The organism is Bryocella sp. (assembly GCF_058498515.1).
In genome coordinates this window covers 145703-170474 of record NZ_JBMHYI010000070.1, presented here as the reverse complement: position 1 = coordinate 170474, position 24772 = coordinate 145703, and the positions used below count along the sequence as shown (strand labels likewise).

The window sequence follows — 24772 nt, the reverse complement described above, 5'->3', positions numbered from 1 at the left end:
TGTTCCATACCTAGAGGATGCTTCCGTGGACGGGGCGGGTTGGACGGCGGGACGTTATCAGCGTGCGACGTAATCCAGGTTGCGGCAGCCTAATGCGTCACCGCCATCACAACCGGAACCGTAGTATCCGTCCCGGTGGGCTCGCTGGCGACAGACGCCGAGAGTCCGGTGCTGGAAATGGGGAGCAACTGCAGACCGTTCGTGGTGCTGTATCCCGCTGCCAGGATGTAGGTTCCGCTGCGTTCCGCTGCCAGCGCGGTGACGTCCGTCGGGCCGGTGACCGGTGAACCAGAAAGCTGAGCCAGCTTGCCGGTGGTCACGCTGAAGGCCGAGATCTGGCTGGTGCTCGAATCAGCCGTATAGATGTAGCTGTAGTTCGGCGAGAGCGTGACCGAACGGGGAGCCACGCTGGTGGAGTACGTAAAGGCGGCTTCTGTCGTGATCGTCGACGAGGATATGGCATACGGCGTTAGTGCAGGGGTGCTCGCGACGTACAGGTACCCGCTGTCGTCGAAGGCTGCCGAGAAGTCGCCGACGCTCGTCGCCGGGGTGATTGTGAAAGAAGAGTTTTGGCTGGTGATGCCACCCTGGGTCGTCGAGGATGAATACGGATAGATGACCGTGCCGCTAGTACCCATAGAGACGGCCACAAAATTCTCGCTGGGCGAGACCGCGATGGCGCATGTAGTGCCGGCCGGCACGTTGATCCCGCAGCCCGCCGATTTGGTCGACGTGGTGAACGAATTTGCAAAGGTGAGGGCCCCGGTGGAGGTGTTCACCGAGTACTCCGTCAGCGTATCGCCCGTAGCCGCGTCCAGCGTGAACAGGTAGTTGCCGTCGGGGGAGATCGCCATCGCCCCAAACGTGCCGGGAACATCCGAGGTGTTTGACGAGATCTCCCCGGTTGAAGTGCTGAGCGGATAAACGTAGATTCCCGCTACGGTGGAGCTTCCCGCAGCGCCCATCACGTACAGAAAATCATCATTCGGCGAGACCGCCATCGCCAGCGGAATGTAGCTGAGGTTGTACGGCTGACCAGAGATCGCCGTCAGCGTACCCGTACCGATCTGGTAGGCGTTGATATAGTTGCTTCCACTGGAACTGTTGGAAACATACACGTAGTCCCCCGTCCCGGTCGTCCCGCTGGAGGACGTACAGCTCGCCTTCTGGCAGACGAAGAAATTACTGCAGCCCGTCAGCGGCACCGTGCCCGCGCCAACGATCAGTCCCATTGCTCCCAGCAGCACTGCCCGCAGCGCCCGCGTCGTCTCCATCCGTACCATCATTCCCTCGTGCGCCTGAGTCGCCCGGAAGGACCGGGCAGAACGGGCTGGCTGTATGCTCTGCTCTCCTAGACGTGCGGGAGACCCATCCGTTTCAGCAATTGGCTGCGTATCTGTCTCCTGAGATGCGGCGAGTGGCCGGCAGTGTGTGAAGGTACTGTGACTGACGCCTCCAACTTCCTGCTGCTACTCAAGTATCATCTCTTCCAGTATGCCCAGCTTCGCCGACGACATCGTTCTGGCAATCCTCGCACTGCTCCTGTTCGGGCCCAAAAAGCTGCCCGTGCTGGCTCGCGAGCTGGGCAAGTGGGTCGCCGAGTTCCGCCGCGCCTCCAACGAGTTCAAGTACCAGATGGAGGAGGAGCTTCGCCAGGCCGAGCAGGCCGACCGCCAGAAGCAGATCGCTACCATGGAGGCCGCCGCACCTGTGGCCCCGGCCCTGACCAGCGGAGAATCCATAAGCTCGTTAGATTCTGTGGACTCCCACCTTGAGCCGGTTCCGGAATCCACCAACGAGGCATTGAGCGAGCCCAGCGCGCTGGTCGGCGAGCACTCGATTGGCGGCGCGCCCGCCGAGGCAGCGCCTCAGGCTACCGAGCCCCTGCCCATCGCCACCTCCGGATCGCTGAGCATGATGCCGCCCGACACCGGCCTGCCCGTCAGCCGGAGTAGCTCCGGCAATTCCGGAAGCTCCAACGCCATCGGCCCGGTGCTCGATTCGATTCCCGAGACCAAGGAAGAGGCCGCCCATGCCGACTGACCTGGGCACGCCATCAGAGATCATCGACCGCGCCCGTTCCGCGGTCCATGACCGTGCCGAGCTTCCAGGCATGAGCCTGATGGAGCACCTGGACGAGCTCCGCAAGCGCATCCTGTGGGCCGTCGTCTATCTCGTGATCGGCTGCGCCATCGCGTGGTTCTTCCACTCCGGACTGGCCAACATCGTTCAGAAGCCGCTGCTCTCCATCGGCCTGAAGATGACGATGACCCATCCGATCGACGCGATGAACTACTACATCAAGACGTCGATCGTCTTCGGCGCCATCTTCGCCTCGCCGATGATCCTGTACCAGATCTGGCTGTTCATCGCGCCGGGAATGTACGCCAACGAGAAGCGCTTCGTGCTGCCGTTCATGGGCGTTACCGTGCTGCTGTTTCTCGCCGGAGCCTGGTTCGGCTACCGCTACGTGCTCCCCGGGGCGATGCACTTCCTGGTTGAGGACATCGGCAAGAACTTCACTCACATGATCACCATTGAGGACTACACAGACTTCTTCATGTCCGTGATCCTCGGTCTCGGGTTCACCTTCGAGATGCCGGTGGTGATCTTCTTTCTCGCGCTCTTCGGCATCGTGGACGCGAAGTTCCTGCTCCGCCACTTCCGCTACGCTGTGCTGGCGATCTTCCTGCTGGCCGCGATCCTCTGCCCTGACCCCAGCCCCATCGGCATGACGGTCTTCGCGCTGCCGATGCTGGTGCTCTACTTCGTCGGCGTGCTGGTCGCGTATCTGGTGCACCCCGATCACCGCAACAAGAACAAGGCCAAGGCAGTCTAAGCAAAGGTGTACCCGCTCTTCGTCGTCGTCCTGAGGCAAAGACGAAGGTTCCGCATTGTGTATCGCGACCCCGTTGAAGGACTTCGATGAATAAGTTTCTTGCCGCCGCAGCCCTCGCCCTCGCCCTCACGTCTTTCGCCCATGCGCAGAAGCCCGTCACCGGCGCCCACGTGATGGAGCTGACGAAGGAGTATCTCGCCGCGGCGCCGAAGCGCTACATCGGCTCGCCCGGCCATGCGGCCGCGGAGAAGTTCATCCGCGACCACTTTAAGCCTGAGGCGGCGAAGGGCAATTACATCGACGACAGCTTCACCGCGCGCACGCCACAGGGATTCATGACCATGCACAACCTGCTGGTCAAGTTCCCTTCGAGCAACCCGGCGAAGCGCGAAAACGTCATCGTCCTGGCCAGCCACTACGAGACCAACTATTGGCTGAAGGACATCAACTTCGTGGGCGCCAATGACGGCGCTTGCACCTCGGCGCTGCTCATCGCACTGGGCGAGTACTTCCGCGAGCACCCACCGGCCGGCGACTCCATCTGGCTGCTCTTCACTGACGGTGAGGAGTCGATCAACTCCCAGTGGACGGACTCCGATTCGCTCTACGGGACGCGCCATATCGCGGCGCGTTGGTCCGCCGATGGCACCCTTCCGCACATCAAAGCCTTCGTTCTCGCGGACATGATCGGCTGGAAGGACATGAACATCACGCGCGAGACCAACTCCACCCCATGGCTCGAGGACATCCTCGCCAAGGCCGCGAAGGAGACGGGCCACTCGCAGTATGTCTTTCGCGAGTCAATGTCTGTCGACGATGACCACATTCCGTTCAAGCAGCGCGGCGTCCCGGTGCTCGACATCATTGACTACAAGTACGGGACCGCCTCCGACCCTGAGGCCTTCCACCACACCTCACAGGACACGATGGACAAGCTCAGCGCGCAGAGCTTGCAGGTCGCCGCCGATCTCTTCCTCGGAGTAATCAAGCTGATCAACGAGCACTGAGCCGGCTCATGATGGAAGATCCAGCAGGTCCGGATCCACCCACTCCCGTCGAGCCTCCACCGAGAACAGCCTCTCCCGCGACCAGTAGGCGAGCATCCAGTCGCTGCGTCCCAGGTGCGAGCGCAGCAGCGCGTTCATCACGTCGACCAGCGGCTCTTCCGGATGCTCGCGCAGAAAGATCTTCGTCGCCCGCAAAGATGCCTGCGTGATGGTCTCGTGGTAGCCCGAGGTCTCCGTGTTCTGGCCGCCCGCGCTCTCGTTGAAGGCGCGAATCATCGCCGGCATCTGTGTTGGCAGGTCGATCTCCGGCCGCCGCACCATCAGCCACATCGCCGTCGCAAAGTGTGCGGCGTGGTTGAACTCCTTGCCAGGCAGCATCCGCGCCACAAATCCCCACGCGATCCGCTCCATCTCGGCTTCAGTCGTAAACTCGATCGTCCCTTCCATGGCGCTCCTCCTGTATCGCGAGCAAAAAGAAGAAGCCCGCCGAAGTGTTCGGCGGGCTTCTGTCCTGGACTCGTGTTTTTGCGATCTAGCTGCGTCCTCGCATCCTCACGTGAGCCGACAGAAGCCCTGCCCGCTGTTGGCGGGTGGCCTGCTGCATGCCCTTGAGGTTGCGAATCGCGCTGCGCATTCAGAGAATTTAGCACGGCCTCTGCGGCGAGTGTTGGCAAAAGAGCTTCGCGCCAGGGAAATCCTGCAGCACTGCACCGAAACTGCGACTGCACCGGAGAAACGCGAGACTACCATCGGCGCTATGCTGACCCGTCGTCGCCTGCTTGCTTCTACCGCCCTCGCTACCTGCTCTGCCGCTCTGCCCACGCGGCTCTTCGCCGCGGTGGACTTTGAAAACGAGATGCGGCAACTGGAGGCGAATAGCGGAGGACGACTCGGCGTGGCGATGCTGAACACCGCGACTGGAGCGCGGCTCGGCTACCGCAGCGGCGAGCGCTTCCCGATGTGCAGCACGTCCAAGATGCTCGCCGTCGCGGCGGTGCTGCAGACCATCGACCGCCAGCAGGACCACCTCGACCGCGTCCTCATCTTCAGCCAGCGCGATCTTGCAGGCTACTCGCCGGTGACGAGCACGAAGCTCGGACCGCCAGGCATGACGATCAAGGAGCTGTGCGAGGCAGCGATCGTCATGAGCGACAACACGGCGATGAATCTCCTACTTGAGGAGATCGGTGGACCGCCGGCCTGGACCGCCTATGCCCGCAGCCTCGGCGACACGGTCACGCGCCTCGACCGCAACGAACCCAGCCTGAACGAATGCCGCCCCGGCGATCCGCGCGACACGACAACACCTGGGGCGATGCTCGCCGACATGCAGAAGGTCGTACTCGGCGGAGCGCTCTCCGCATCCTCGCGCGACCTGATCACGCAGTGGATGGTCGGCTGCAAGACGGGCGACCCGAAGATTCGCGCTGGCGTTCCTGTCTCGTGGCGAGTGGGCGACAAAACCGGCAACAGTGGCCAGGGCACATCCAACGATATCGCCGTCATCTGGCCAACGGGTAAGCAGCCGTGGCTGCTCACGGTCTATCTCAACGATGCGAAGGTGAACGATGCGCAGCAAGCCGCGGTCTCTGCGAACGTGGCACGCGTCTGCGTGACGCTGCTCTGAAGCGGCTAGCCACCATGTACGCTTGAACGAATGATCGCGCGCTCCCACTGGATCTGGTTCCACGTCGCCATCGTCGTACTCATGACCATCGAATATGGCGTGCACATGGTGCTGCCCGAGCCGCGGCGCAAGGCGGCCATCGCGTTGGGGATGTGGTTCCTTGCGACCATCGGGCTCGCCGTCTATCTCGCGCATACGTTGTCTGGCGAAGCGGCCACTCAGTTCCTCGCCGGTTATGCCATCGAGCAGGCGCTTTCCGTCGATAATCTTCTTGTCTTCCTGCTGCTCTTCCAGGTCTTCGCCGTCCCCGCCGTGCGTCAGCCTCGTGTGCTCTTCTGGGGGATCCTCGGCGCCATCGTGCTGCGCGGCTTGTTCATCGCAGCGGGCGTTGGGCTGCTGGAGCGCTTCCACTTCGTTAGCTATCTCTTCGCGGCGTTCCTGCTCTACGCAGCCATCAAGATGCTGCGCCCCAGCGAGAACGACGGCAGTCCGCGCAAGAAGCCGAGTTGGATCGTGTGGCTGGAGCGGGTGCGGCCGATCAGCATGAGCACCGACCACTTCGTTGCGCACGAGGCCGTGACGCCGGGCGGCCCGCTGCGCTGGATGCCCACGATGCTGCTGCTCGCGCTGCTCGCGGTAGAGCTCACGGACGTCGTCTTTGCGCTGGACTCGATCCCTGCAGTGCTCTCCATCACGCGGGTCCCGTTTCTCGCCTACACCTCGAACATCCTTGCCGTAATGAGCCTGCGCTCGGTCTACGTTCTGCTCGCCGCGATGCTCTCGCAGCTGCGCTTCCTGCACCTCGGCCTGGCGATCCTGCTGGCCTTCGCCGCCATCAAGATGCTCATCGCCGACTGGGTGAACATCGGGCCTATGCTGTCGCTGGGAATCATCGGTGGGGTGCTGGCGATGACGATTGTGGCTTCCCTGCTGGCCAAGCCGAAGGCGGCGTCTCCAGGCAGCGCAACCTGACTCGCGCAACATTGCTATCCTTAACGGAGTGAGCACCACCATCATTCCCGTCCGCACGTCCGCCCTCACCTATCACGTCGAGATTGGCTCCGGTCTGCTGCCTTTCGTAGGGGAGCGCGTCGACGTACTACTCAACGGCGCGCTGTCCGCAGGCAAGGCGAAGATCTTCGTCGTCACGTCGCCCGAGATCGCGAGACTGTGGGCCGAGCCGCTGCTCGCAGGCTTCCCCACAAGGCCGCAGGTGCTGACTATTCCCGCGGGCGAGGAGTACAAGCGACTCGCAACGCTCGAGAGCCTGCTTGAACAGCTGGCAGAGCACGGCGCGGACCGCGACACCGTGCTCATCGCGCTCGGCGGCGGCGTGATAGGCGACATGACTGGCTTCCTCGCGGCCATCTACATGCGCGGCATCCGCTACATCGGTGTGCCTACCACGGCGCTGGCTCAAGTCGACAGCTCGCTGGGCGGTAAGACCGGAGCGAACCTGGCTGCAGGCAAAAATCTAGTCGGCGCGTTCCATCATCCGCTCGCTGTGTACTCCGACATCGATGTGCTCGCTACGCTGCCCGCGGCGGAGCTTCACGCCGGTCTGCAGGAGGCCGTGAAGGCCGGCATCATCCGCGACCGCGCGCTGTTCGAGTACCTCGACGAGCACAGTGAAGAAGTACTCGCGGGAGATCCCGCAGCGCTGCATCACGTCGTCGCCGCCAGCGTGCAGGTGAAGGCCGATGTCGTGGCCGCCGATGAGCGCGAAAGCGGCCTGCGCATGCTGCTGAACCTCGGCCATACACTGGGCCATGCCATCGAAGCCGCCACGCACTACAAGCAGCTCCTGCACGGCGAGGCGGTCGCCTGGGGCATGCTCGCGGCGATTGCAATTGCCAAGCGTCGCAACCTGATCTCCGTGGACGAACACGATCGTATGGAACGCGTCATCGTCACCTACGGCCCACTGAAGCGCTTCGAGGCGGACCCCGCTCAGCTGGTCGCGCTGACGGCGAAGGACAAGAAAAACCGTGGAGGCGATCGCAGCTTCGTTCTTCCCACCAGCATTGGTACCGCTACAGTCTTCAAAGATGTGACGCTGGACGAGTTGATATACACCACCCAGCGCATGATGGCGATGGTCGCCAGAGACGGCGTGGCCTGACCATGCCCTCGCCAACCATCAATCCCGGCGCGCGGCCTGCAGACGAGACCTCCGAAGCCGCCGCTGCAGCCAGCGTGCAGTCGTTGTTCAACTCCATCGCGCCTACCTACGACCGCCTCAATCACCTACTGAGCCTCGGGCTCGATCGCCACTGGTGGCGTCGCACCGCTCATGTCTTTCGCGATGTCCTGGCTCGCCCCGACGCGAAGGTACTGGACCTGTGTTGCGGCACCGGCGACATGACGCGAGCGCTGCTCCAGCTTCGCCCGGCAAACGCTGAGCCACTCACCGGCCTCGACTTCTCCTCCGAGATGCTGGCCATCGCGCACAGCAAGTTTCCCTCCGCGAACATCCAGTGGATCGAGGGCGACGCGATGCATCTTCCCTTCCCGGATGCGAGCTTCGACCTCATCACCGCAGCCTTCGGGTTCCGCAACCTCACCAACTACGCCGAGGGCCTGCGCGAGCTGCATCGCGTGCTCAAACCCAACGGACAGCTGGGCATCCTGGAGTGCAACCAGCCTTCCGGCCTGCGTGGACTGGGCTACAACTTCTATCTCCACGGCGTGCTGCCACTCGTTGGTGGCATTGTCTCCGGACAGTTCGAGGCCTATCGCTATCTCCCAGCTTCCATCGCGCGCTTCCCGCGCGCGCCGCAAATGCTCACCATGCTGCATGAGGCTGGCTACACCGATGCCTCATGGACTGGGTACTTCCTGCACGCCGCTGGTCTGTATCGAGCGGTGAAGCGCTAACGCGCTCCTGTATCCTTGCGCAGATGACCGGCACCGCGACGACCTCGGAACTCCAGCAGCGCAGCGCGGCCAAGCGCTCCGCGGCGATGTCGTCCGCCCTCGCCGCGCTGGGCGTTACGCTGCTCAAGTTGCTCACGGGTCTGCTCACAGGCTCGCTGGGCATGCTCAGCGAAGCCGCGCACTCGAGCATCGACCTGGTCGCCTCCACCGTGACCCTCTTCGCCGTGCGCGCTGCCGACCGGCCAGCCGACGAGGAGCACAACTACGGGCACGGCAAGCTCGAGAACCTCTCCGCGGGCTTCGAGATCGTGCTCATGCTCGTCTCCTGCATCTGGATCGCGGTCGAGGCCCTAAAGCGCATCCTGCATCACTCCCACCTCACGCTGCGCTACTCGCCTTGGCCCTTCGTAGTTTTGCTGCTCTCCATCGCCGTCGACTACTCGCGTTCCCGCGCCCTTCACCGCGTCGCCACCGAGCATCACTCCGACGCGCTGGAGGCCGATGCGGTGCACTTCGGCATGGACATCTGGTCGGCCAGTGCGGTGCTGCTGGGGCTTTGCGCTTCCATGCTGGGCCAGCGACTGAATCTTCCCGCACTCGAGTACGCCGATCCCGTCGCGGCCCTGCTGGTTGCAGGCGTCATCCTGCGCGTTACGATTCAGCTCTCGAAACAGACATTGGATTCTTTGCTCGATGCCACGCCGCCGGAGGTTCGCGCCCGCATGCGGCGCGAGCTCGTCAGCGACGTCAAAGCTGTACCCGATGTGGTCTCAGTGGAGCGGCTGCGCATGCGTCGCTCCGGTTCGAACTACTTCGTCGACCTCACCTTGGGACTGCCGCGCAACCTCACCTTCCAGCGCGCCGAGCAGGTGACCTTCGCCGCCACAGAAGCAGTGAAAGAGCGGCTTCCCGGTGCGGACGTCGTCATCTCCACCGTACCCACCGCCACCCTCGGCGAGAGTGTCTTCGATCGTGTCCGCGCGGTCGCTGCGCGATCGGGCCTGGCTGTGCATGACGTCTCCATCCATCAGATCGATGGGCAGCTGCACGTGGAGCAGCACCTGGAGGTACCCGAGACCACCAGCCTGCGCGACGCGCATGAGATCGCCACCCGGCTCGAGAACGAGATGCGGAGCGAGGTTCCCGCCCTCGCGACCGTTCTCACACACATCGAGAGTGAGCCCGCGACCATCTCCAACTCCGCGCAGATCGAGGCCAGCCGCAACCTCGATCGCCAGCTGCGCGAGATCGCGCACGAGTTCCCCGAGATCCTCGACATCCACGAGATCACGATGACCCGCGGCCACGGCGGAGCGGCCAATAGCGTCCAGCTGAACCTGCACTGCACGTTGGCCGACGACCTTCCCATGGGCCGCGTCCACGAAGTCATCACAGCCTTCGAAGGCGAAGTGCGTCTGCGCCATCCGCAGGTCGCCCGCGTCTTCATCCACCCTGAGCCGGCGACCGACAACCGACGGTGATGACGTACACACGCGCACATCCATGCGGCCATGAAAGAATTGCACGGTAGGCGAAAGCCTCGCTCGGAGGATCAGGAACGTGAAGATCGCGAACAACCTCACCGAAGTGATTGGCAACACCCCGCTCGTGCGCTTGAACAAGGTGACCGCGGGTCTCGGAGCCACCGTAGTGGCCAAGCTGGAGAGCCAGAATCCTCTCGCCAGCGTGAAGGACCGCATCGGCGTCAGCATGGTCGAAGAGGCCGAGAAGGCCGGCCGCATCACGCCGGGCAAGACCGTACTCATCGAGCCGACCAGCGGCAACACGGGTATCGCGCTCGCGTTTGTCGCCGCGGTCAAGGGCTATAAGCTTATCCTCACCATGCCCGAGACGATGAGCCTCGAGCGCCGCGTCCTCCTGCTGGCACTGGGTGCAGAGCTGGTGCTCACGCCCGGACCAAAGGGTATGAAGGGAGCGATCGCGAAGGCCGAAGAACTCGCTGCCGCGACGCCCGACAGCTACATATTGCAACAGTTCGACAACCCCGCGAACCCCAAGATCCACATCGAGACCACTGGGCCGGAGATCTGGAACGACACCGACGGCACGGTGGATATCTTTGTCGCGGGTGTGGGCACGGGTGGCACGATCACCGGCGTTGGCCAGTACCTCAAGAGCAAGAAGCCCGGGATCAAAATCATTGCGGTTGAGCCTTCGGACAGCCCGGTACTGGAGGGCGGCAAGCCCGGCCCGCACAAGATCCAGGGCATCGGCGCGGGCTTTGTGCCGTCCATCCTCGACACCAAGCTGCTCGACGAGATCATCCCCATCACCAACGACGAGGCCATCGAGATGGCGCGCCGGCTGCCCCGCGAGGAAGGCCTTCTCGTCGGCATCTCCTCCGGCGCCGCGGTCGTGGCTGCACTCAAGGTTGCAGCGCGGCCTGAGAACGCCGGCAAGCTCATCGTGGTGGTATTGCCGTCCTTCGGCGAGCGCTATCTCTCAAGCGTGCTCTTCGAGGAGACCCGGCAGAAGGCGCTTGCGCTGACTGCCTCCGAGTAAGATGGTCGCCTTTATCCGTTGCATGCGGGAGGACGTCGCCGCGGTCGTGGAAAACGACCCGGCGGCGCGCTCGTACTTCGAAGTCCTCACCTGCTATCCCGGCCTGCACGCTCTGTGGGCGTACCGCATCACGCACTGGCTGTGGCGCAGCCACATGCGCCTGCTGGCGCGACTGGGATCGCAGGTTGCGCGCCTGTTCACAGGAATCGAGATCCACCCCGGTGCGGTAGTCGGCAAGCGCCTGTTCATCGACCATGGCATGGGAGTCGTCATAGGCGAGACCGCGATCCTCGGCGATGACATCACGCTGTACCAGGGCGCCACGCTGGGCGGTACCGGCAAGGAAAAAGGCAAGCGCCACCCGACCCTCGGTTCGCGCGTCATCGTAGGCGCCGGGGCGCATGTACTCGGCAACATCACCGTCGGCGATAACTGCCGCATCGGCGCGGGCTCCGTAGTGCTGCGCAGTGTGCCCGAGAACTCGACGATCGTCGGCGTACCGGGTCACATCGTGCTGCGCGATGGCAAGCGCGTCGTGATCAGCGACCCCAAAGAGATTCGCGACCCGCTCTCCGATGCTGTGATCGCGCTGGCCCGCGAAGTTCAGGAGCTGCGCGGCCGGCTGCATCGCCACGTCGAACAGGTCACTGCGGCCCAGCCTGAGCTTCACCTCAGGATCGAGCCCGATCAACCCTGCATCGACGCCAACGACCTCTTCCCGGAAGACTTCATCGACTACCAGATCTAGCGGGTCCTCGCCGAGAATCGTGCGAGGTACGCTACTTCCGGTCCATCATCGCGTCGAACAGCTTCGCCGCGATCAGCTTCACCGAATCCTCACTCACTACTTTGGGATCAAACTTTGACTCCAGCACCAGCCCCGTCAACATCCCAAAGATCGAGTGGATGGCCGCAGTGCGGCTGATCGCGTTCTTGCCTCTCTTCGGCGGTCCCAACAACTGGGTGTATCGCTCTTCCTCGTTCGCAACTGTAATCGCCGCGTAGACCTCTTGCAGCCGCTTGTGCGATTCGGGATGCCGCAGGGAGTAGAGCTTGAACTCCAGCAACAGCTGGCCCCAGGTGTTGTCCCCGACAAAGTGCATGAATAAGGTGCGGAAGGCTTCCCAGTTGCCTTCGAGGCTCTTCGATTTCGTGAGCAGCTCCCGCATCAGCTCCCGGCGCTGCAATGCCTGCACCTCCACCAGAGCCAGGAAAACCTCTTCCTTGCTGGCAAACTGTGCATAAATCGCACCCTTCGTACGGCCGGCGAGCTTGGCGATCTCGCCAAGCTCCGCCTGCTCATACCCATCGCGAAGGAAGATCTCCTGCGCTGCCTTCAAGAGGCAGATGCGGGTCTCCCTCGTCTTCTGTTCATGCTTATTCAGCTTCTGCGGAGCCATCGTCAACGTCGCCAATATATCCATCCTAGATGAGCTATTCGATCGCTTCAGCAGGTTGTTGCGGCAACGATCCACCACCCTCACCCGCAGACCGCGGCACAACTACATTCGAGTGCGCCACGGCCGACTCGTATCGCTTCGTCACTGTCTTCGCGATCTTGTCCGCGACCGCGATGCTTTCAGACTGGTCGCGGACGGAAGACTTGATCTCTTCCACGCTGTTCAGGTTTCGTCCTTCGTCGGTGATCCTCACAGAAGCGCTCATCTGCGTGGTGCCCACAAACATTCCTACTGGTCCCAAAGCCGAACGCTTCACCTGATTGCCCGGACGAAAGCCACCGAGCGTAAGCGTAATCACATGCTGTGCGCACACGCCACCTCTGCCCGACTCTCCGCTGCGGTACACGTAGCTCACACTCTTGCTCTTGCGAAGACGTTCGATCACATGTTCATAAACCAGCGCACGATACGCTGCAGGCACCTGCGAATCTTCCCATCCGGAAGTCGTAACAAGGACACTTCCCGGCTCCGCCGGCGCCCCCTGGCAGACCACCGCCGCCTCCCGCGCAAGCGGGACAATCGGCATGCCGAATGCGGCGATCGCGGGACCGGCTTCGGCCGCTGGAAGATAAAAGACCGCCGCATGATCCCCGCCTTTAGCATCGACATACCGCACCGTGAGCATGTCGACCCGATGATGCATCAGTGCCGCTGCGGCGAGCCCACCGCCGTCAGGGATCGCCATTCGGAGTATCTGCCCCGTGATGCCGAACAGCTCCACGCGATCGTGGCCAGTGCTGATCGACCGCAGTAGCGACCGCGGAATGAGCACATGCGCGTTCTTGCCCTCGAAGCTTAACGCATCTGTAGTCAGGATCAAGGATCCTCTGGCGTGAGCTTTGGCCTCCATGAGGCCGTAGACATGCTCTACGCCTGCCGTAGACCATTGAGTGACGTGGGGTACGGCCGGGAGTGCAGGCTCAGGATTCTGAGCGCACGCCGCGAAGACCAGCATTTTGACGAGGAACGAAGCAGCAAAGACAGCAGGATTACGGGGAAAGACGCGCATAAAAGTTCATCTCCAAATTAATTCGTACTAGTAGGTATACATTAATCCAGACCAGGAGTCACTCTATCTCTGACCCCCTCCGCCTGGTTCTCATTGGCTATTGCAAGAGACGCAGGACATCTCTCTTCGTTTAAATAAATTCCCGCCGGTACGCAAACCGGGGTCCGGCTCATTTACCTTGATCTGGATCACAGCTCAGGTAGCGCCTGCACCAGACATCAGCCGGGATTACGCCACGGAGCCTGATCCCCGCAGCGCAATCCTGGCCGACTTGTTTACTTTGAGCCAATGCGATTCAGCGTCTCGATGGCCTCGGCCGGCAACACTAGCTCCGCTGCTGCCAGGTTCTCGCGCAGATGGCCTACGGACGAGGTCCCAGGAATGAGCAGGATGTTCGGCGAGCGCTGCAGCAGCCACGCCAAAGCCACCTGCATCGGCGTCGCACGAAGGCTTGCTGCGACCTCGTTCAGCTCGTTCGCCTGCAGCGGCGTGAAGCCTCCCAACGGGAAGAATGGCACATACGCGATTCCCTTCGCCGCTAGTGAGTCGATCAAGGCATCATCGCTCCGGACCGCCACGTTGTAGAGGTTCTGCACGCAGACAATCGGCGCGATCGCCAGGGCTTCGTCGACCTGCTTCGCCGTCACATTGCTCAGGCCAATGTGCTTGACCAGGCCTTCCTTCTGCAGCTCTACCATCACGTTGAAGCGCTCAGCAAGCGACTCCTCGCTGGGACCGTGACCTTGATCTCCCCAGAGGCGAAGGTTCACCACCTCGAGCGCCTCCAGGCCGAGGTTCTTCAGGTTGTCATGGACCCCCTGCTTCAGCTCTTCGGGGCTGGCCGCAGGAAGCCACTCGCCTGTCGGCCCGCGGCGGCCGCCAACTTTAGTGACAATGGTCAGGCTCGCGGGATAGGGCGACAGCGCCTCGCGAATGATCTCGTTCGTGACGTGCGGGCCGTAGAAATCGCTCGTATCGATGTGGTCGACGCCGGAGGCTATGGCCTCGCGCAGCACTGCCACGGCGGCATCCCTATCCTTCGGCGGACCGAAGACTCCCGGGCCGGCGAGTTGCATCGCTCCATAGCCCATGCGCTGGATCTTGATCTCGGTTCCGGGCAGTGTGAACGTGCCCCCCAATGTCTTCTGCTGCTGGCTCATCTCTTCCTCCAAGCTTTGTCGAGCTTTGTATGGTTAGATGAAGAAACCTTCAGCTTTGGAGTTCGCATTTGCCCATCGCCACCCAACCTCCTCTGCAGCCGCGAAAGACGCCCCTCCAGGCCCGTTCCGCCGTCACGGTGGAGGCCATTCTCGAGGCCAGCATTCAGGTTCTCGTCGCTGTGGGCAAGGAGCGCCTGACGACAACGCTCGTCGCCCAGCGGGCGGGAGTCTCCGTCGGCACGCTTTACCAGTACTTCCCAAACAAGAGCGCCCTGCTGAAGGCAGCGTTGAAGCGGCACATGGATGAGGTCTCCGGAGCTGTCGAGCGCGCCTGCACCGAACACCGCGGCAAGGGCCTGTTGGAGATGGGCACGGCGCTGCTCGACTCCTACCTTGCCGCGAAGATGAAGAGCGTGAAAGCCAGTGCTTCGCTCTACGCGGTGAGCTCGGACGTTGACGGCGCTGCCATCGCCAAGGCTGCCGGGCAGCGGGGTGTCCGCCGCGTCGCCGAGCTTTTCTCCACAGCTCATGAGGGCTTGAGCAAGGAACCGGAGATCGTCGCCGCTATGGTCCTGGCGGCCTTCAATGGAACCTCGCGACGGCTACTGGAGTCGAAGTCGCCCGAGCGAGAATTTGGTCCGCTGCGGGAAGAACTCCTCGTGATGGTGCACAGCTATCTTCGGACCTGCATGAAGGCCGCCTGACCTTCAGAGCAGCTCGGCGGCGGCGTTGGGTATCGACGCGATACATTCATGACAAGGACTGCCATGACGTCAGCAGACTTCAACGCCTCGCTCTCCCTCGACGCCCCGCCTCGCGGTCTGCCGGTCACGCTGCAGGCGCTGTGGTGGGATGCGAAGGGCGATTGGGGCCGCGCCCATGGCCTGGTCGACGACCTGAGCACCCCGGAGGGAATGGCCGTGCATGCCTATCTCCACCGCAAAGAGGGTAACGCCTGGAACGCGGACTACTGGTATCAGCGCGCCGGATCGGAGTATCGACGCCCAGAACTCGACGCAGAGTGGAACGCGCTGGTCGACGGTATGCTCTCACGCCAGGAAGTCCGCCCTCGGTAACAACCTTTCGGCGGCCACGCGCACCCAATCGCGTATCCTGAGTTTCTCGACCGGGTTCCTCCTCATGAAGCGCAAGATCCAGTTCGTCTTCACCGTGCTCTGCATGCTCGCCGTCATGATGATCTCCGCGGCGTTGACGCTGCGCATTGCCATTCATGGACACGAAGTCACAGTGCCGGACCTTGCGGGCAATACCATCCCCGAGGCCTCTACCTCGGCGCTGCATTCCGGAGTCGATCTCTACATCGAGAACAAGTTCTACTCGACGACCGTCCCCGCTGGGCGTGTCCTCTCGCAAGCACCGTCCGCTGGCTCGCGCGTTCGCCACGGCTGGCAGGTACGCGTGACGGTCAGCCTGGGGCCGCAGGAGGTCAGCATCCCTGATGTCGTTGGTCAGCCGGTCCGTGCGGCATCCATGTCGGTGCGCCGCGATCAGCTCGACCTCGGCACCCTCGCCCACGTGGACGCCCCCGGCGATCCCGACATGGTGCTGGCGCAGACGCCCCCACCCAACGCCGGCGTCGATCAGCCGCGCGTCTCCCTGCTGCTGAGTTCCAATGCCGCCACCGCCGCGAGCGCCTTCGTGATGCCGTCGTTCGTTGGCATGAGCTTCCCTGCGGCGAATCGTGCCGCCATCGCGCTGGGCCTCAAGGTTGCTGCCATCGGCGACATGCCGCAGCCAGCTCCGACACCCATAGTCATCGCTCAGCAGTCTAGCTCCCCCACGCCGGCCCAAACCGGAGCCACAGCGCCAGCCGTCGCCCGGCCAGCCCCGGTCTATCCCGGAGGGCCGGTCATGACCCAGTTGCCCGAATCCGGGCATCGTGCCAGCCGCGGCGACGTCGTGAAGCTGTACTTCGGCAACTACCGGCCAACTGGGTCCACCGCTGCCTCACCGGCGGCAGCGACTTCGGGCCAGGCCGCGCCGAACGAGTCCCACTAGTCAGGATTGTCGACGAGCGAAACTCCCCGCTCGAACGCCGCAGCGAAGAAGCCGTCACCTGCGAAGTTCGCTCCCGGGAGGGTGCGAAGGCAGCCGTTGCGGACGATGGCGGCCGCCGTCTCGGCAGATACCTTCTCCCCAACGAGCGCAGTGAGGTCAACCGGGCTCATGCCGGTCACCTTCCGCATCACCCACTCCACCACCGCCTCGTTCTCCTCCGGCTCCAGCGAGCAGGTCGAATACACGAGCCGGCCTCCAGGCCGCAGCCGGCCCAGCGCCACGCGCAGGATCTCGCGCTGGCGCTTCGCCTGCCGGCCCAGTTCCGCAGGCTCCAGCCGAAGACGGATCTCCGGGTTGCGAGCCAGCGTCCCAGTGCCCGAGCACGGGGCATCGCAGAGGATCAGGTCGAACTCGCCCGACTCGGCAGGAAGCGTCTCAGCCTCGGCGACCTCCGTCCGGATCTGGCCACTCAACCCATCGCGCTCCAACCGCTCCGCCATCCCCTTCAGACGCCGCGGGCTAGCGTCGGTCGCCAAAATCTCTGACCCGGGAAGCAGATCGGCGAGGATGCGTGTCTTTCCACCGGGTGCCGCGCAGGCGTCCCAGACGCGCAGCGGGGTGTCGCTTGCGGGCGCGAGAGCTGCCGTGAGCTCCGCAACTAGTCGCGACCCCGGATCGAGAGCTCCGACCGGCGGTCCAGTGACTTCAATCGGCTCCGCGGCCGAGGCGACGGGTTCGTCTGGAACTTCCCTCTCAATGGTCTCCGGCGCGGACTCCTCGGATTCTTCGGACTCGGACGTAGAAGCCGCGCCAGCAGCGACCGACCCCAACTCCCGCTGGTCGTACTCGCAAATTGCCTTCGCCGATGCGAGACCGTAGTTCCTCACCCAGCGCTCGACCAGCCAGTCGGGGTGCCCGAGCCGTTCGGCCAGCTGCGCCGCCGTCTCGAAGACCTTCGGGGTTGGCGGCTTCTGGACGGACAGCTTCCGGAGCACCGCATTCACCATGCCGGTCGCATGCGACTGTCCGGCCGCGCGGACCAGCTCCACGCTCTCGTCCAGCGCCGCATGCACCGGGATACGATCCATGTGCCGCAGCTGAAACGCTCCCAGCTCCAAGGTGGTTGCCACAGCATTTGAGAGCCGGACGTCGGGGCGCGCGAGGAGCGGGATCAACTCGGCATCGAGTGCCAGCTTCCACCGCAGCGTTCCGAGCACCAGAGCCATCGTCAGATTTTTGTCCTGCTGCGACAGCCCGGCCATCCCTGGCCCATGCAGCAGGTCGTCGCTGTGCGCATCGGAGTCGAGCACCCGCTCGAGGATGGCGAACGCGGCCTTGCGCGCCGGGCTGATCGGCTTGGCTGGAGCAGGCACCGCGGCCGGGGTCGGGGCACCCGACATCTGTCCCTTAGGTGCGGGCTTTCCCGTCGTCTTCCAGGCCTGAGGACGCGGCCGACCGCCTCCGGATTTTCCACCACCAGGTTTTCCACCGTTGGGCGGGCGAGGGTTACTCAACACGCTCTCCTGGCTTCAGCTGGAAGCCCTTCGCAAACTCAACTCCACTCATACGTGACTTCCCTTCAAGCTGCACTTCCAATAATTCCATTACCCCATCCGCCGTACCCGCCAGAAGCCGTCCGTCAACGAGACAAAGCTCTCCAGGGCTCATTCGATCCTGAGCCAAGACATCAATACCCCTTGCCATATCATGGACAAGAAATCGCTTACCCCGGAGTATCTCCCAAGCTCCCGGCCAGGGGGAAAAACCCCGGAAGCGGTTGTAGACCTCTACGGCCGGTCGCTCGGCGAGCTTCATCCGGCCGTCGTCCCGAGTGAGGATAGGGGCCAGCGTAGCCTGCGAATCGTCCTGCTGCCGTGGAGCAATCGTCCCTGCTCCGAGTCCGGCTAGGGTGTCGACAAGGGCCTGCGCACCAATCTTCGAAAGCTGTGGAAAAAGATCGGGTGACCGCATGTCCGGACCAATGGGGACATGAACTGCGAGCAGCATGTCTCCGGTATCCAGACCAGCGTCGAGCTTCATCGTGGTCACACCGGTCTCCGTCTCGCCATTCGCTACCGCCCACTGGATCGGCGCCGCGCCCCGATACTTCGGCAGTAGAGATCCGTGGACGTTGATGCACCCAAAGCGAGGCAGGTCCAGCATCCAGCCGGGGATGATTCTCCCGTAGGCCACGACTGCGATAACATCTGGCCGAATGACCTCCAGTTCCGCCCGCAACTCCCTGTTGTTCTTGATCTTTTCCGGCTGAAGGATGCGCAGCCCTCGCAACTCGGCCAGCTTCTTCACGGGCGGGGCCTGCAGTTCCATCTTGCGGCCCGCCGGACGATCCGGCTGGGTCAATACCAGCGGCACCTCGTGCTCGGCAGCCAGCACGGCCTCAAGGCACGGCACGGCAAACTCGGGCGTACCGCAGAAGACGACTCTCAATGTTGCTCCTCGGAGCCGCGAGGCTCCGTGTTCTCAGTTCTTCGTTGTCAGTTCTCGGTGGCCCGTTCTTGCTTGGCTACACACGCCTCGTCCTGTTGTCGAGGAACGCTCCGAAACGGGGCCGGAGACGGACGAGCGGAGAACGTTCCGCTCTACCAGTCGCCGGCCTTAATCAGCTTCTTGATGCGGCGCTTCACCAGGTCCTGCTTCAGCTTGCTGATGCGGTCGATGAAAAGCACGCCATGGAGGTGGTCGATCTCGTGCTGCAGAGCGCGCGCCAGCAGCTCCTCACCCTCCACCTCAAAGAACTCACCTTTTTCGTTCTGTGCACGGACTTTAGCCCATGAAGCACGCTGGATCTTCTCGCGAATATCTGGGAAGCTGAGGCAGCCCTCTTCCTCGTATTGCTTACCCTCGTTGTCGATCACCTCGGGGTTGATCAGCACAAGCTTCGCCGCTGGATCTTCCTTGAAGCTGACGTCAATGACTGCAATCTGCTTCGATACCCCGATCTGCGGAGCGGCTAGCCCGATACCCTGTGCGGCGTACATGGTCGCGAACATGTCCGCGACGAAGGCTTCCAGTTCTGGGCCGAACTCTGTCACCTTCTCGCCCATCTTCATGAGAACAGGCTCGGGATACTTCACGACCTCGTAGATCTTGCGAAGTGGATCCAGAACTTCGACCTCTTCTTCGATCTTATTCTTTGTATTTGCTTTAGCTGCACTCATCGATCTGCTCTCTCTATGGATCCGGAACTCAAAACGCGCGGATCTGCTCGCAGTAGCCGTCGAAGTTCCGCTGTAGCTCGCGAAGGCTGTCGCCTCCAAACTTCTCCAGCACGCAGCGCGCAACCGTCAATGCGACCATAGCCTCACCTGCGACGCCTGCCGCCGGGACGACCGCAACATCGGACCGCTCATAAGATGCCTTGGTCACCTCACGGGTCTCAAAGCTCACCGAAGCCAGTGGCCGGCGCAGCGTCGAGATGGGCTTCAGATAGCCGCGCACGACCACATCTTCGCCGTTCGACATGCCGCCTTCGATACCGCCTGCGTTGTTCTGTTCACGGGTGAAGCGGGTGTACTTGTCCGCCGGCTCGTCGGCAGCATAAGTGATCGCATCGTGCACCGTCGAGCCCGGCGAGCTGGCTGCCGTCACTCCCCGCCCAATCTCCACCGCCTTTACTGCCTGAAGGCTCATCACCGACTGCGCCAGAAGACCGTCCAGGCGCTCGTCCCAGTTCACATGAGTGCCAACTCCAGCTGGCAGCCCATGGACGACGACCTCGAAGATGCCACCGACGGTGTCGCCGGTGCGCAGCGCCTTGTCGACCTCGGCCTTCATGCGCGCCTCATCTTCGGGATCCACGCAGGCCAGCATCACCTGCTCGCGCTCCGCGATAGCCAGGATCTCGGCGAAGGTTGCGGGGCGGCTCAACTCAGCCTCGCCGACGCGGATGACATGGCTGGCTACCTCGATACCCAGGGGCTTCAGGATCGACTTCGCAATAGCACCGCACGCCACACGCGCTGCGGACTCACGAGCACTAGCGCGCTCAAGTACATAGCGGGCATCCTTAAAGTCATATTTCAGGGCTCCAGCAAGGTCCGCGTGACCGGGGCGAGGGCTCGCGACAGCCTTGTGCTTCTCCGCGTCGCCCGTCTCGACCGGCAGGATCTCCTGCCAGTTCTTCCAATCGTTGTTGGCGATGGTCATTGCGATCGGTGAGCCGATGGTCTTGCCGTGCCGCACGCCGGACAGGATATGCGCCTGATCCTGCTCGATGCGCATGCGACCACCGCGGCCGTAACCCTGCTGACGCCGCCACATCTCCCGGCTGACGAACGCGGGGTCGACCTCGACCCCTGCCGGAACTCCACTCACCATAGCCACCAGCGCCTCGCCGTGGCTCTCTCCCGCTGTAGAAAAACGAAGCATGAACTATTGATTATAGGTCGCGCTGGCGGAGTTTTGCCCGCGTCGCCCCTGGAGTCCCTGTCAGAATCGCAGACAGTTACGATCCCTTTCAGCGCTTTTTGTATCCGGATAGGAAGTCCCTGATAGAACCGGCCCCGAAGCCGATTTCTCGGACAAGCCCAACGTGGCGCCTCCCGGAGCCACCACACCCATTTGGGCGCTTGCGCCAAAATGGCGAGAGGTCTACCGTGTATGTCACCCGAGTCACCTTCCGCAGCGAACTGCCGTCTGCCTCGCAGGAAAACGCGGCGATGGAGAAGCAGCTCGATGCCGCCCAGAAACAACTCTCCAAGGATATGGCCAGCGGCAACATGATTGCCCAGATCATGGACTTCGTGGACATCAGCGTGGACGCCGTCGCCGCCGCCACGGCACCCAGCGTGCCTTCCAGCTCCACCGTCTTAACGACAGTCCAGGTCCCCGACCCAGCGACTACCCCCGATAGCTCAACCCCGGATCCAGCGGCGGCTCCGGTTCCGGCCGCCACCATCGTCAACCAGCCGGCCCCGATCGCCGCGGTACCGGTCGTCGAAAAGCCCAGCGATCCTGCTGTTACCTCGGTCGCGGCTCCCGCGGCGGTAGCTCCCGGCCGCTGAAAGAAGACCTTTCAGTCAGCGTCCTGCGTCTCGGCCTCACGCTCGTCAAGCCAAGTCCGTGAGTCGAACAACGGACGCTCCATCGAGCGGACCCACTCGGTGACCTGCCCGGTAGGTTTGCCCGCGGTCTTCTGCTCGGCGAAGGCGTTGCGCAGGGTCTGGAACTTGGCCTCGAGGTCGTCGAGCGCGCTCAGCAGCATCGCCTCCGGCGTCATCGGTAGCTTGGGCGAACCGAACTCCAGCTTGCCGTGGTGGGACAGGATCATGTGCTCGAGGAGCAGGCGCAGCTTGGGCGGAAAGAGATCCGGTTCGGCGCCAGACTCTGCCGCGGTCGCACGCGCGACAGCATCAAGCGCGAGGATCTTCTCCGTCAGCATGGCCTGCGCGATCGAGATGTGGCCGATGAGTTGGCCCTCCAGCGTGTACTCGAAGCTTGAACGCCAGCTCAGCTCTCGAACCTTGCCAACATCGTGCAGGATCGCCCCGGTGGTGACCAGGTCGAGGTCTGCCTCTGGATAAAACGGCGCAATCGCGCGAATGACGCGCACCAGGTACAGGACGTGCTCCAGCAGGCCGTGCAACCAGGCGTGGTGCAACCTCTTCGCGGCGGGGGCGTCGCGAAAGGCGGGGCCAATCTCGGGGTCGTCGAGGAAGGCGAAGACCAGCGCACGCAGGTGTGGCTCGCGGAAGCCTTCGACGTAGCCGCGCAGCTCCGCTTCCATCTCCTCCGCACTGTACTGCGAGGAAGGAACGAAGTCGGCGGGATCGATCTCTCCCTCGTCGGCGATGCGAACGCGGTTGACCTTGAGCTGGAACTTGCCATTGTAGGCATTCACGATGCCCTCGGCCTTCACGTAGCAGCCAACCTTGCAGGTCTCCACGGCCCTGGCGATGCTGTCCCACATCCGCGCCTCGAACTGGCCGGTCTTGTCCGCCAGCGTAAAGGCGAGGTATTGGCCGCCCGAGGTCTTCTCACGCACGTTCACAGCGGCCACCACAAAGTAGCTCTGGATGGTCTGGTTCTCGAAGTTCGCCGAATCGGCGATATAAAAGCTCTTCATCGGTACGATCCTATCCGAAGGCAAGCAGTGCGTTGACGCCGGGGCCGACACAAATCAAAGGGCGCGATCCGAAGATCGCGCCCTGCTTTCATGCTTCCTGTTATCCCCTACAGTGTGCTGGGAGGCGGAGTCGGGCTGGCCGAGGTTGTCTTCGGGATCGGCTGGCCCGTCGGGTTGGAGCCCGGAGCGCCAGTCGTCGTCGGAGGCAACGTGGTCGTGTCCGAGGACGGGGGCGTTGCGCTGCTCGGTGCGACCGGAGTCTTCGCGAGCGTCGGGTTGACCGTGGGCTCCGGAGGAGCCGGCTCGGCTTCCTTCGGCTTCTCCTGTAGACGATTCTTCGGATCACCCTTCTTGCGCTTCACCTTTTTCTTCGCAACAGTATCGCCGTTCAGGCCCAGCGGCTTGGCCTGGACCTTTTCGGTATCCGTCTCCTGCACCGTCGCCGCAACCGGTCGAGTGGTGGCCTTCTGCTCCGCCTTGGTCAGGTTCTTCGTGGCCTTCTGCTCTTGCGCCTCGCTCTCGCGTGAGGTGTAGCGGGACTTCTTCTTCGGGGCCTCGTCGGCTTGCGCCAGAGCATCCTCGTCAGGTGTGGTGGCCTCGGCGCCTGTTCCGGTGGAGATCGTAGTCACGGACTGGGTCGGCGACATCGCTACACCTGCAGCCTGCCCCTGGATGGGCGCGCCCGCAGACTCGACCGCCGTTTCAGCTGTGCCCTTGGGCAGCGCATTCTGCGGAGCCTCGCCAAAGCGGATCTTCTCCTTGCGCATTTTCTTCGGCCTCACCGGGCGGCCATTGCTCTTGCCACCCACCTTGGCCGCCTGGGCCGCAGCTTTGTCCGCCTGCTTCTCTGCGACCTTCTCCCGCGCGGCCGCCAGTGCGGCCTGCGCCTGCGCTGCCTTGGTCTGTTCCAGGCGCTGCTTCTTCAATGTCTTCTTCTTGATGGCCGGAGGCTTGTAGGCCGTGAACGCCATATCCGGCTTGCCGTTCGCCTTGGCCTTCACGGAGCCTGTATCCGTAAACCCGTTCGCAACCTCAAGGTAAGCGTCCTGCCGGGCTTTGGTCAGATAGACACGCAGGGCTGGCTGCAGGGCGTCGAGGTACAGAGCTTCCTGCACCTGCGGTTCCACCTTCTCCAGCGGAGGAACACCCGAGGCCTGATGGCTGTCCACCCGCAGAATCACGAAGCCCTGGCGCGTGCGGATCGGCTCGGTCACGCCGCCCGCCTGCAGGGCAAACGTTGCGTTCTCTAGTACCGTTCCCAGCGTGCCGCGTTTGAAGTCGCCCAGATCGCCGCCAGCCGAAGCCGTGGGTCCGCCGGAGTTCGCCTTCGCGAGGTCCGTGAAGTTGGCGCCACCCTTCAGCTTGGCGCTGAGATCGTCAGCCTTGGCCTGCGCGGCTGCCACCTGGGCATCGGTCGCGTTGTCCGGCGTGGGAATCAGAATCTCGCTGAGGTGCACCTGCTCCGGGGTAGCGAAGTCCTGCTGATGCGCGTTGTAGTACGCCAGCTCCTGCGCGTGGGACATGTTGATGCGCCGGCCGACCTCCTCACGCACCACCTGCTGGCTGATCACCTGGTCCTTGATACGCTGCTTGAAGTCCTCAAAGGAGACTCCCTGCTGCGTGGCGGCCTTCTCCAGCGCCTCCATTGAGTCCAGGTGGTTCTGCTTGCGGATCTCATCGAGCTGGCGGGTCGTCTCAGCCTCGCCGGTGATGCCAAGCTCCTTGCCCTTGGAGAGCAGCAGCTGCTGGTCGATCATGTCGCGCAGCAGGTTGTGCAGGCGGTCTTCTACGTCGGATTCCGGCGCATGCGCGCGGTTGCCGTCCTCGACGAGCTGCTGCTGAGCCCGTTCGTACTCGCTACGCGTGATGATCTGGTCATTCACGCGTGCGATGACGTCCTCAACCACCTCGCCGTTCGGCGTGATGGCCTGCGGTTTCGGCAGCGTCGGCAGTTGCAGTTTCTGGGGCTGGCCAAAGGCCGGCGGCTGGAAGCCACCGCTCTGTTGTGCCCGGATCGCAGGTGCGACCGCCAGTGTTGCTACGAGCGAGGCAGCCACGAGCAGGCCGCTCGTCGTCAGGCCCCACTCTGTTCCGCCCATGGCCTTCCTAGTGCGTGTCAGCTTCTCAGTCATCCGTTCCTTCGGCGGCGAGGCCCAACCTCAATCC

General features: G+C 63.1%; 25 protein-coding genes. 14 read left to right on the top strand and 11 right to left on the bottom strand.

Going from position 1 to position 24772, the window contains the following annotated elements:
- Positions 1-89: 89 nt before the first annotated feature.
- Positions 90-1286 carry a lactonase family protein gene (locus AC5E6W_RS20905; RefSeq protein ID WP_491754280.1) on the bottom strand — a complete coding sequence of 399 codons (1197 nt, stop codon included), beginning with the start codon at positions 1284-1286 and terminating at the stop codon, positions 90-92.
- 208 nt (positions 1287-1494) lie between these two features.
- Here AC5E6W_RS20905 and AC5E6W_RS20900 point away from each other — a divergent pair, with 208 nt between their 5' ends.
- The 3 genes from AC5E6W_RS20900 to AC5E6W_RS20890 all read left to right on the top strand — a co-directional run bounded on the left by AC5E6W_RS20900 (position 1495) and on the right by AC5E6W_RS20890 (position 3846).
- Positions 1495-2043 (top strand): Sec-independent protein translocase subunit TatA/TatB, encoded by a 549-nt coding sequence (locus AC5E6W_RS20900; RefSeq protein WP_491754279.1) that lies wholly within the window; start codon positions 1495-1497, stop codon positions 2041-2043.
- Positions 2033-2839 (top strand): twin-arginine translocase subunit TatC, encoded by an 807-nt coding sequence (gene tatC, locus AC5E6W_RS20895; RefSeq protein ID WP_491754278.1) that lies wholly within the window; start codon positions 2033-2035, stop codon positions 2837-2839. The genes AC5E6W_RS20900 and tatC overlap by 11 nt, the downstream gene beginning before the upstream one ends.
- Before the next feature lie 86 nt (positions 2840-2925).
- A complete protein-coding gene (locus tag AC5E6W_RS20890; RefSeq protein WP_491754277.1) occupies positions 2926-3846 on the top strand; it encodes a M28 family peptidase in 921 nt (306 codons plus the stop codon).
- A gap of 6 nt (positions 3847-3852) precedes the next feature.
- Here AC5E6W_RS20890 and AC5E6W_RS20885 read toward each other — a convergent pair whose 3' ends face one another.
- On the bottom strand, positions 3853-4293 hold the full coding sequence (locus tag AC5E6W_RS20885) for a hypothetical protein (protein ID WP_491754276.1): 441 nt from the start codon (positions 4291-4293) through the stop codon (positions 3853-3855).
- A gap of 310 nt (positions 4294-4603) precedes the next feature.
- Between AC5E6W_RS20885 and bla the strand changes: the two genes are divergently transcribed.
- The 7 genes from bla (at position 4604) to cysE (ending at position 11621) form a co-directional block, all read left to right on the top strand.
- Positions 4604-5473, top strand: a complete 870-nt coding sequence (gene bla, locus AC5E6W_RS20880; RefSeq protein ID WP_491754275.1) for a class A beta-lactamase — start codon at positions 4604-4606, stop codon at positions 5471-5473.
- Positions 5474-5503: 30 nt separating this feature from the next.
- On the top strand, positions 5504-6445 hold the full coding sequence (locus tag AC5E6W_RS20875) for a TerC/Alx family metal homeostasis membrane protein (protein ID WP_491754274.1): 942 nt from the start codon (positions 5504-5506) through the stop codon (positions 6443-6445).
- A 28-nt stretch (positions 6446-6473) separates the two neighbouring features.
- Positions 6474-7595, top strand: a complete 1122-nt coding sequence (gene aroB / locus AC5E6W_RS20870; protein WP_491754273.1) for a 3-dehydroquinate synthase — start codon at positions 6474-6476, stop codon at positions 7593-7595.
- A gap of 2 nt (positions 7596-7597) precedes the next feature.
- Complete coding sequence (gene ubiE / locus AC5E6W_RS20865) at positions 7598-8350, top strand: bifunctional demethylmenaquinone methyltransferase/2-methoxy-6-polyprenyl-1,4-benzoquinol methylase UbiE (protein ID WP_491754272.1); 753 nt, start codon at positions 7598-7600, stop codon at positions 8348-8350.
- A gap of 23 nt (positions 8351-8373) precedes the next feature.
- Positions 8374-9831: a cation diffusion facilitator family transporter gene (locus AC5E6W_RS20860; RefSeq protein ID WP_491754271.1), complete on the top strand. Its 1458-nt coding sequence runs from the start codon at positions 8374-8376 to the stop codon at positions 9829-9831.
- 79 nt (positions 9832-9910) lie between these two features.
- On the top strand, positions 9911-10873 hold the full coding sequence (gene cysK / locus AC5E6W_RS20855) for a cysteine synthase A (RefSeq protein ID WP_491754270.1): 963 nt from the start codon (positions 9911-9913) through the stop codon (positions 10871-10873).
- A 1-nt stretch (position 10874) separates the two neighbouring features.
- Positions 10875-11621: a serine O-acetyltransferase gene (gene cysE, locus AC5E6W_RS20850; RefSeq protein WP_491754269.1), complete on the top strand. Its 747-nt coding sequence runs from the start codon at positions 10875-10877 to the stop codon at positions 11619-11621.
- Between the two features lie 31 nt (positions 11622-11652).
- Here cysE and AC5E6W_RS20845 read toward each other — a convergent pair whose 3' ends face one another.
- The 3 genes from AC5E6W_RS20845 to AC5E6W_RS20835 form a co-directional block, all read right to left on the bottom strand.
- On the bottom strand, positions 11653-12288 hold the full coding sequence (locus AC5E6W_RS20845; protein ID WP_491754268.1) for a TetR/AcrR family transcriptional regulator: 636 nt from the start codon (positions 12286-12288) through the stop codon (positions 11653-11655).
- A gap of 19 nt (positions 12289-12307) precedes the next feature.
- The gene (locus AC5E6W_RS20840; RefSeq protein ID WP_491754267.1) at positions 12308-13342 is read right to left on the bottom strand and encodes a hypothetical protein; all 1035 of its coding nucleotides are present in this window, start codon (positions 13340-13342) and stop codon (positions 12308-12310) included.
- 275 nt (positions 13343-13617) lie between these two features.
- Entirely contained in the window at positions 13618-14502 is an 885-nt protein-coding gene (locus AC5E6W_RS20835; RefSeq protein WP_491754266.1) for an aldo/keto reductase family oxidoreductase, read from the bottom strand.
- A 68-nt stretch (positions 14503-14570) separates the two neighbouring features.
- On the opposite strand from AC5E6W_RS20835, the gene AC5E6W_RS20830 reads away from it, so the two are divergent.
- The 3 genes from AC5E6W_RS20830 (at position 14571) to AC5E6W_RS20820 (ending at position 16521) form a co-directional block, all read left to right on the top strand.
- Positions 14571-15206 carry a TetR/AcrR family transcriptional regulator gene (locus AC5E6W_RS20830; RefSeq protein ID WP_491754265.1) on the top strand — a complete coding sequence of 212 codons (636 nt, stop codon included), beginning with the start codon at positions 14571-14573 and terminating at the stop codon, positions 15204-15206.
- Between the two features lie 48 nt (positions 15207-15254).
- The gene (locus AC5E6W_RS20825) at positions 15255-15578 is read left to right on the top strand and encodes a hypothetical protein (RefSeq protein WP_491754264.1); all 324 of its coding nucleotides are present in this window, start codon (positions 15255-15257) and stop codon (positions 15576-15578) included.
- A 64-nt stretch (positions 15579-15642) separates the two neighbouring features.
- Positions 15643-16521, top strand: a complete 879-nt coding sequence (locus AC5E6W_RS20820) for a PASTA domain-containing protein (protein ID WP_491754263.1) — start codon at positions 15643-15645, stop codon at positions 16519-16521.
- Here the strand turns inward: AC5E6W_RS20820 and AC5E6W_RS20815 are convergent.
- The 4 genes from AC5E6W_RS20815 to aroC all read right to left on the bottom strand — a co-directional run bounded on the left by AC5E6W_RS20815 (position 16518) and on the right by aroC (position 20910).
- Positions 16518-18038, bottom strand: coding sequence for a transcription antitermination factor NusB (locus tag AC5E6W_RS20815; RefSeq protein ID WP_491754262.1), 1521 nt, complete (start codon positions 18036-18038; stop codon positions 16518-16520). The two genes, AC5E6W_RS20820 and AC5E6W_RS20815, sit on opposite strands and share 4 nt — an antisense overlap.
- The gene (gene fmt, locus AC5E6W_RS20810) at positions 18028-18969 is read right to left on the bottom strand and encodes a methionyl-tRNA formyltransferase (RefSeq protein WP_491754261.1); all 942 of its coding nucleotides are present in this window, start codon (positions 18967-18969) and stop codon (positions 18028-18030) included. Before fmt ends, AC5E6W_RS20815 begins: the two co-directional genes overlap by 11 nt.
- Before the next feature lie 152 nt (positions 18970-19121).
- Entirely contained in the window at positions 19122-19700 is a 579-nt protein-coding gene (def, locus tag AC5E6W_RS20805) for a peptide deformylase (RefSeq protein WP_491754260.1), read from the bottom strand.
- Positions 19701-19728: 28 nt separating this feature from the next.
- Positions 19729-20910 carry a chorismate synthase gene (gene aroC, locus AC5E6W_RS20800; protein ID WP_491754259.1) on the bottom strand — a complete coding sequence of 394 codons (1182 nt, stop codon included), beginning with the start codon at positions 20908-20910 and terminating at the stop codon, positions 19729-19731.
- Between the two features lie 227 nt (positions 20911-21137).
- On the opposite strand from aroC, the gene AC5E6W_RS20795 reads away from it, so the two are divergent.
- Positions 21138-21545 carry a hypothetical protein gene (locus AC5E6W_RS20795; RefSeq protein ID WP_491754258.1) on the top strand — a complete coding sequence of 136 codons (408 nt, stop codon included), beginning with the start codon at positions 21138-21140 and terminating at the stop codon, positions 21543-21545.
- A gap of 11 nt (positions 21546-21556) precedes the next feature.
- On the opposite strand, the gene AC5E6W_RS20790 is transcribed toward AC5E6W_RS20795, so the two are convergent.
- Both AC5E6W_RS20790 and AC5E6W_RS20785 read right to left on the bottom strand, forming a co-directional pair.
- Positions 21557-22606, bottom strand: a complete 1050-nt coding sequence (locus tag AC5E6W_RS20790; protein WP_491754257.1) for a 3'-5' exoribonuclease YhaM family protein — start codon at positions 22604-22606, stop codon at positions 21557-21559.
- A gap of 107 nt (positions 22607-22713) precedes the next feature.
- On the bottom strand, positions 22714-24738 hold the full coding sequence (locus AC5E6W_RS20785; RefSeq protein ID WP_491754256.1) for a peptidylprolyl isomerase: 2025 nt from the start codon (positions 24736-24738) through the stop codon (positions 22714-22716).
- Between the last annotated feature and the right edge of the window lie 34 nt (positions 24739-24772).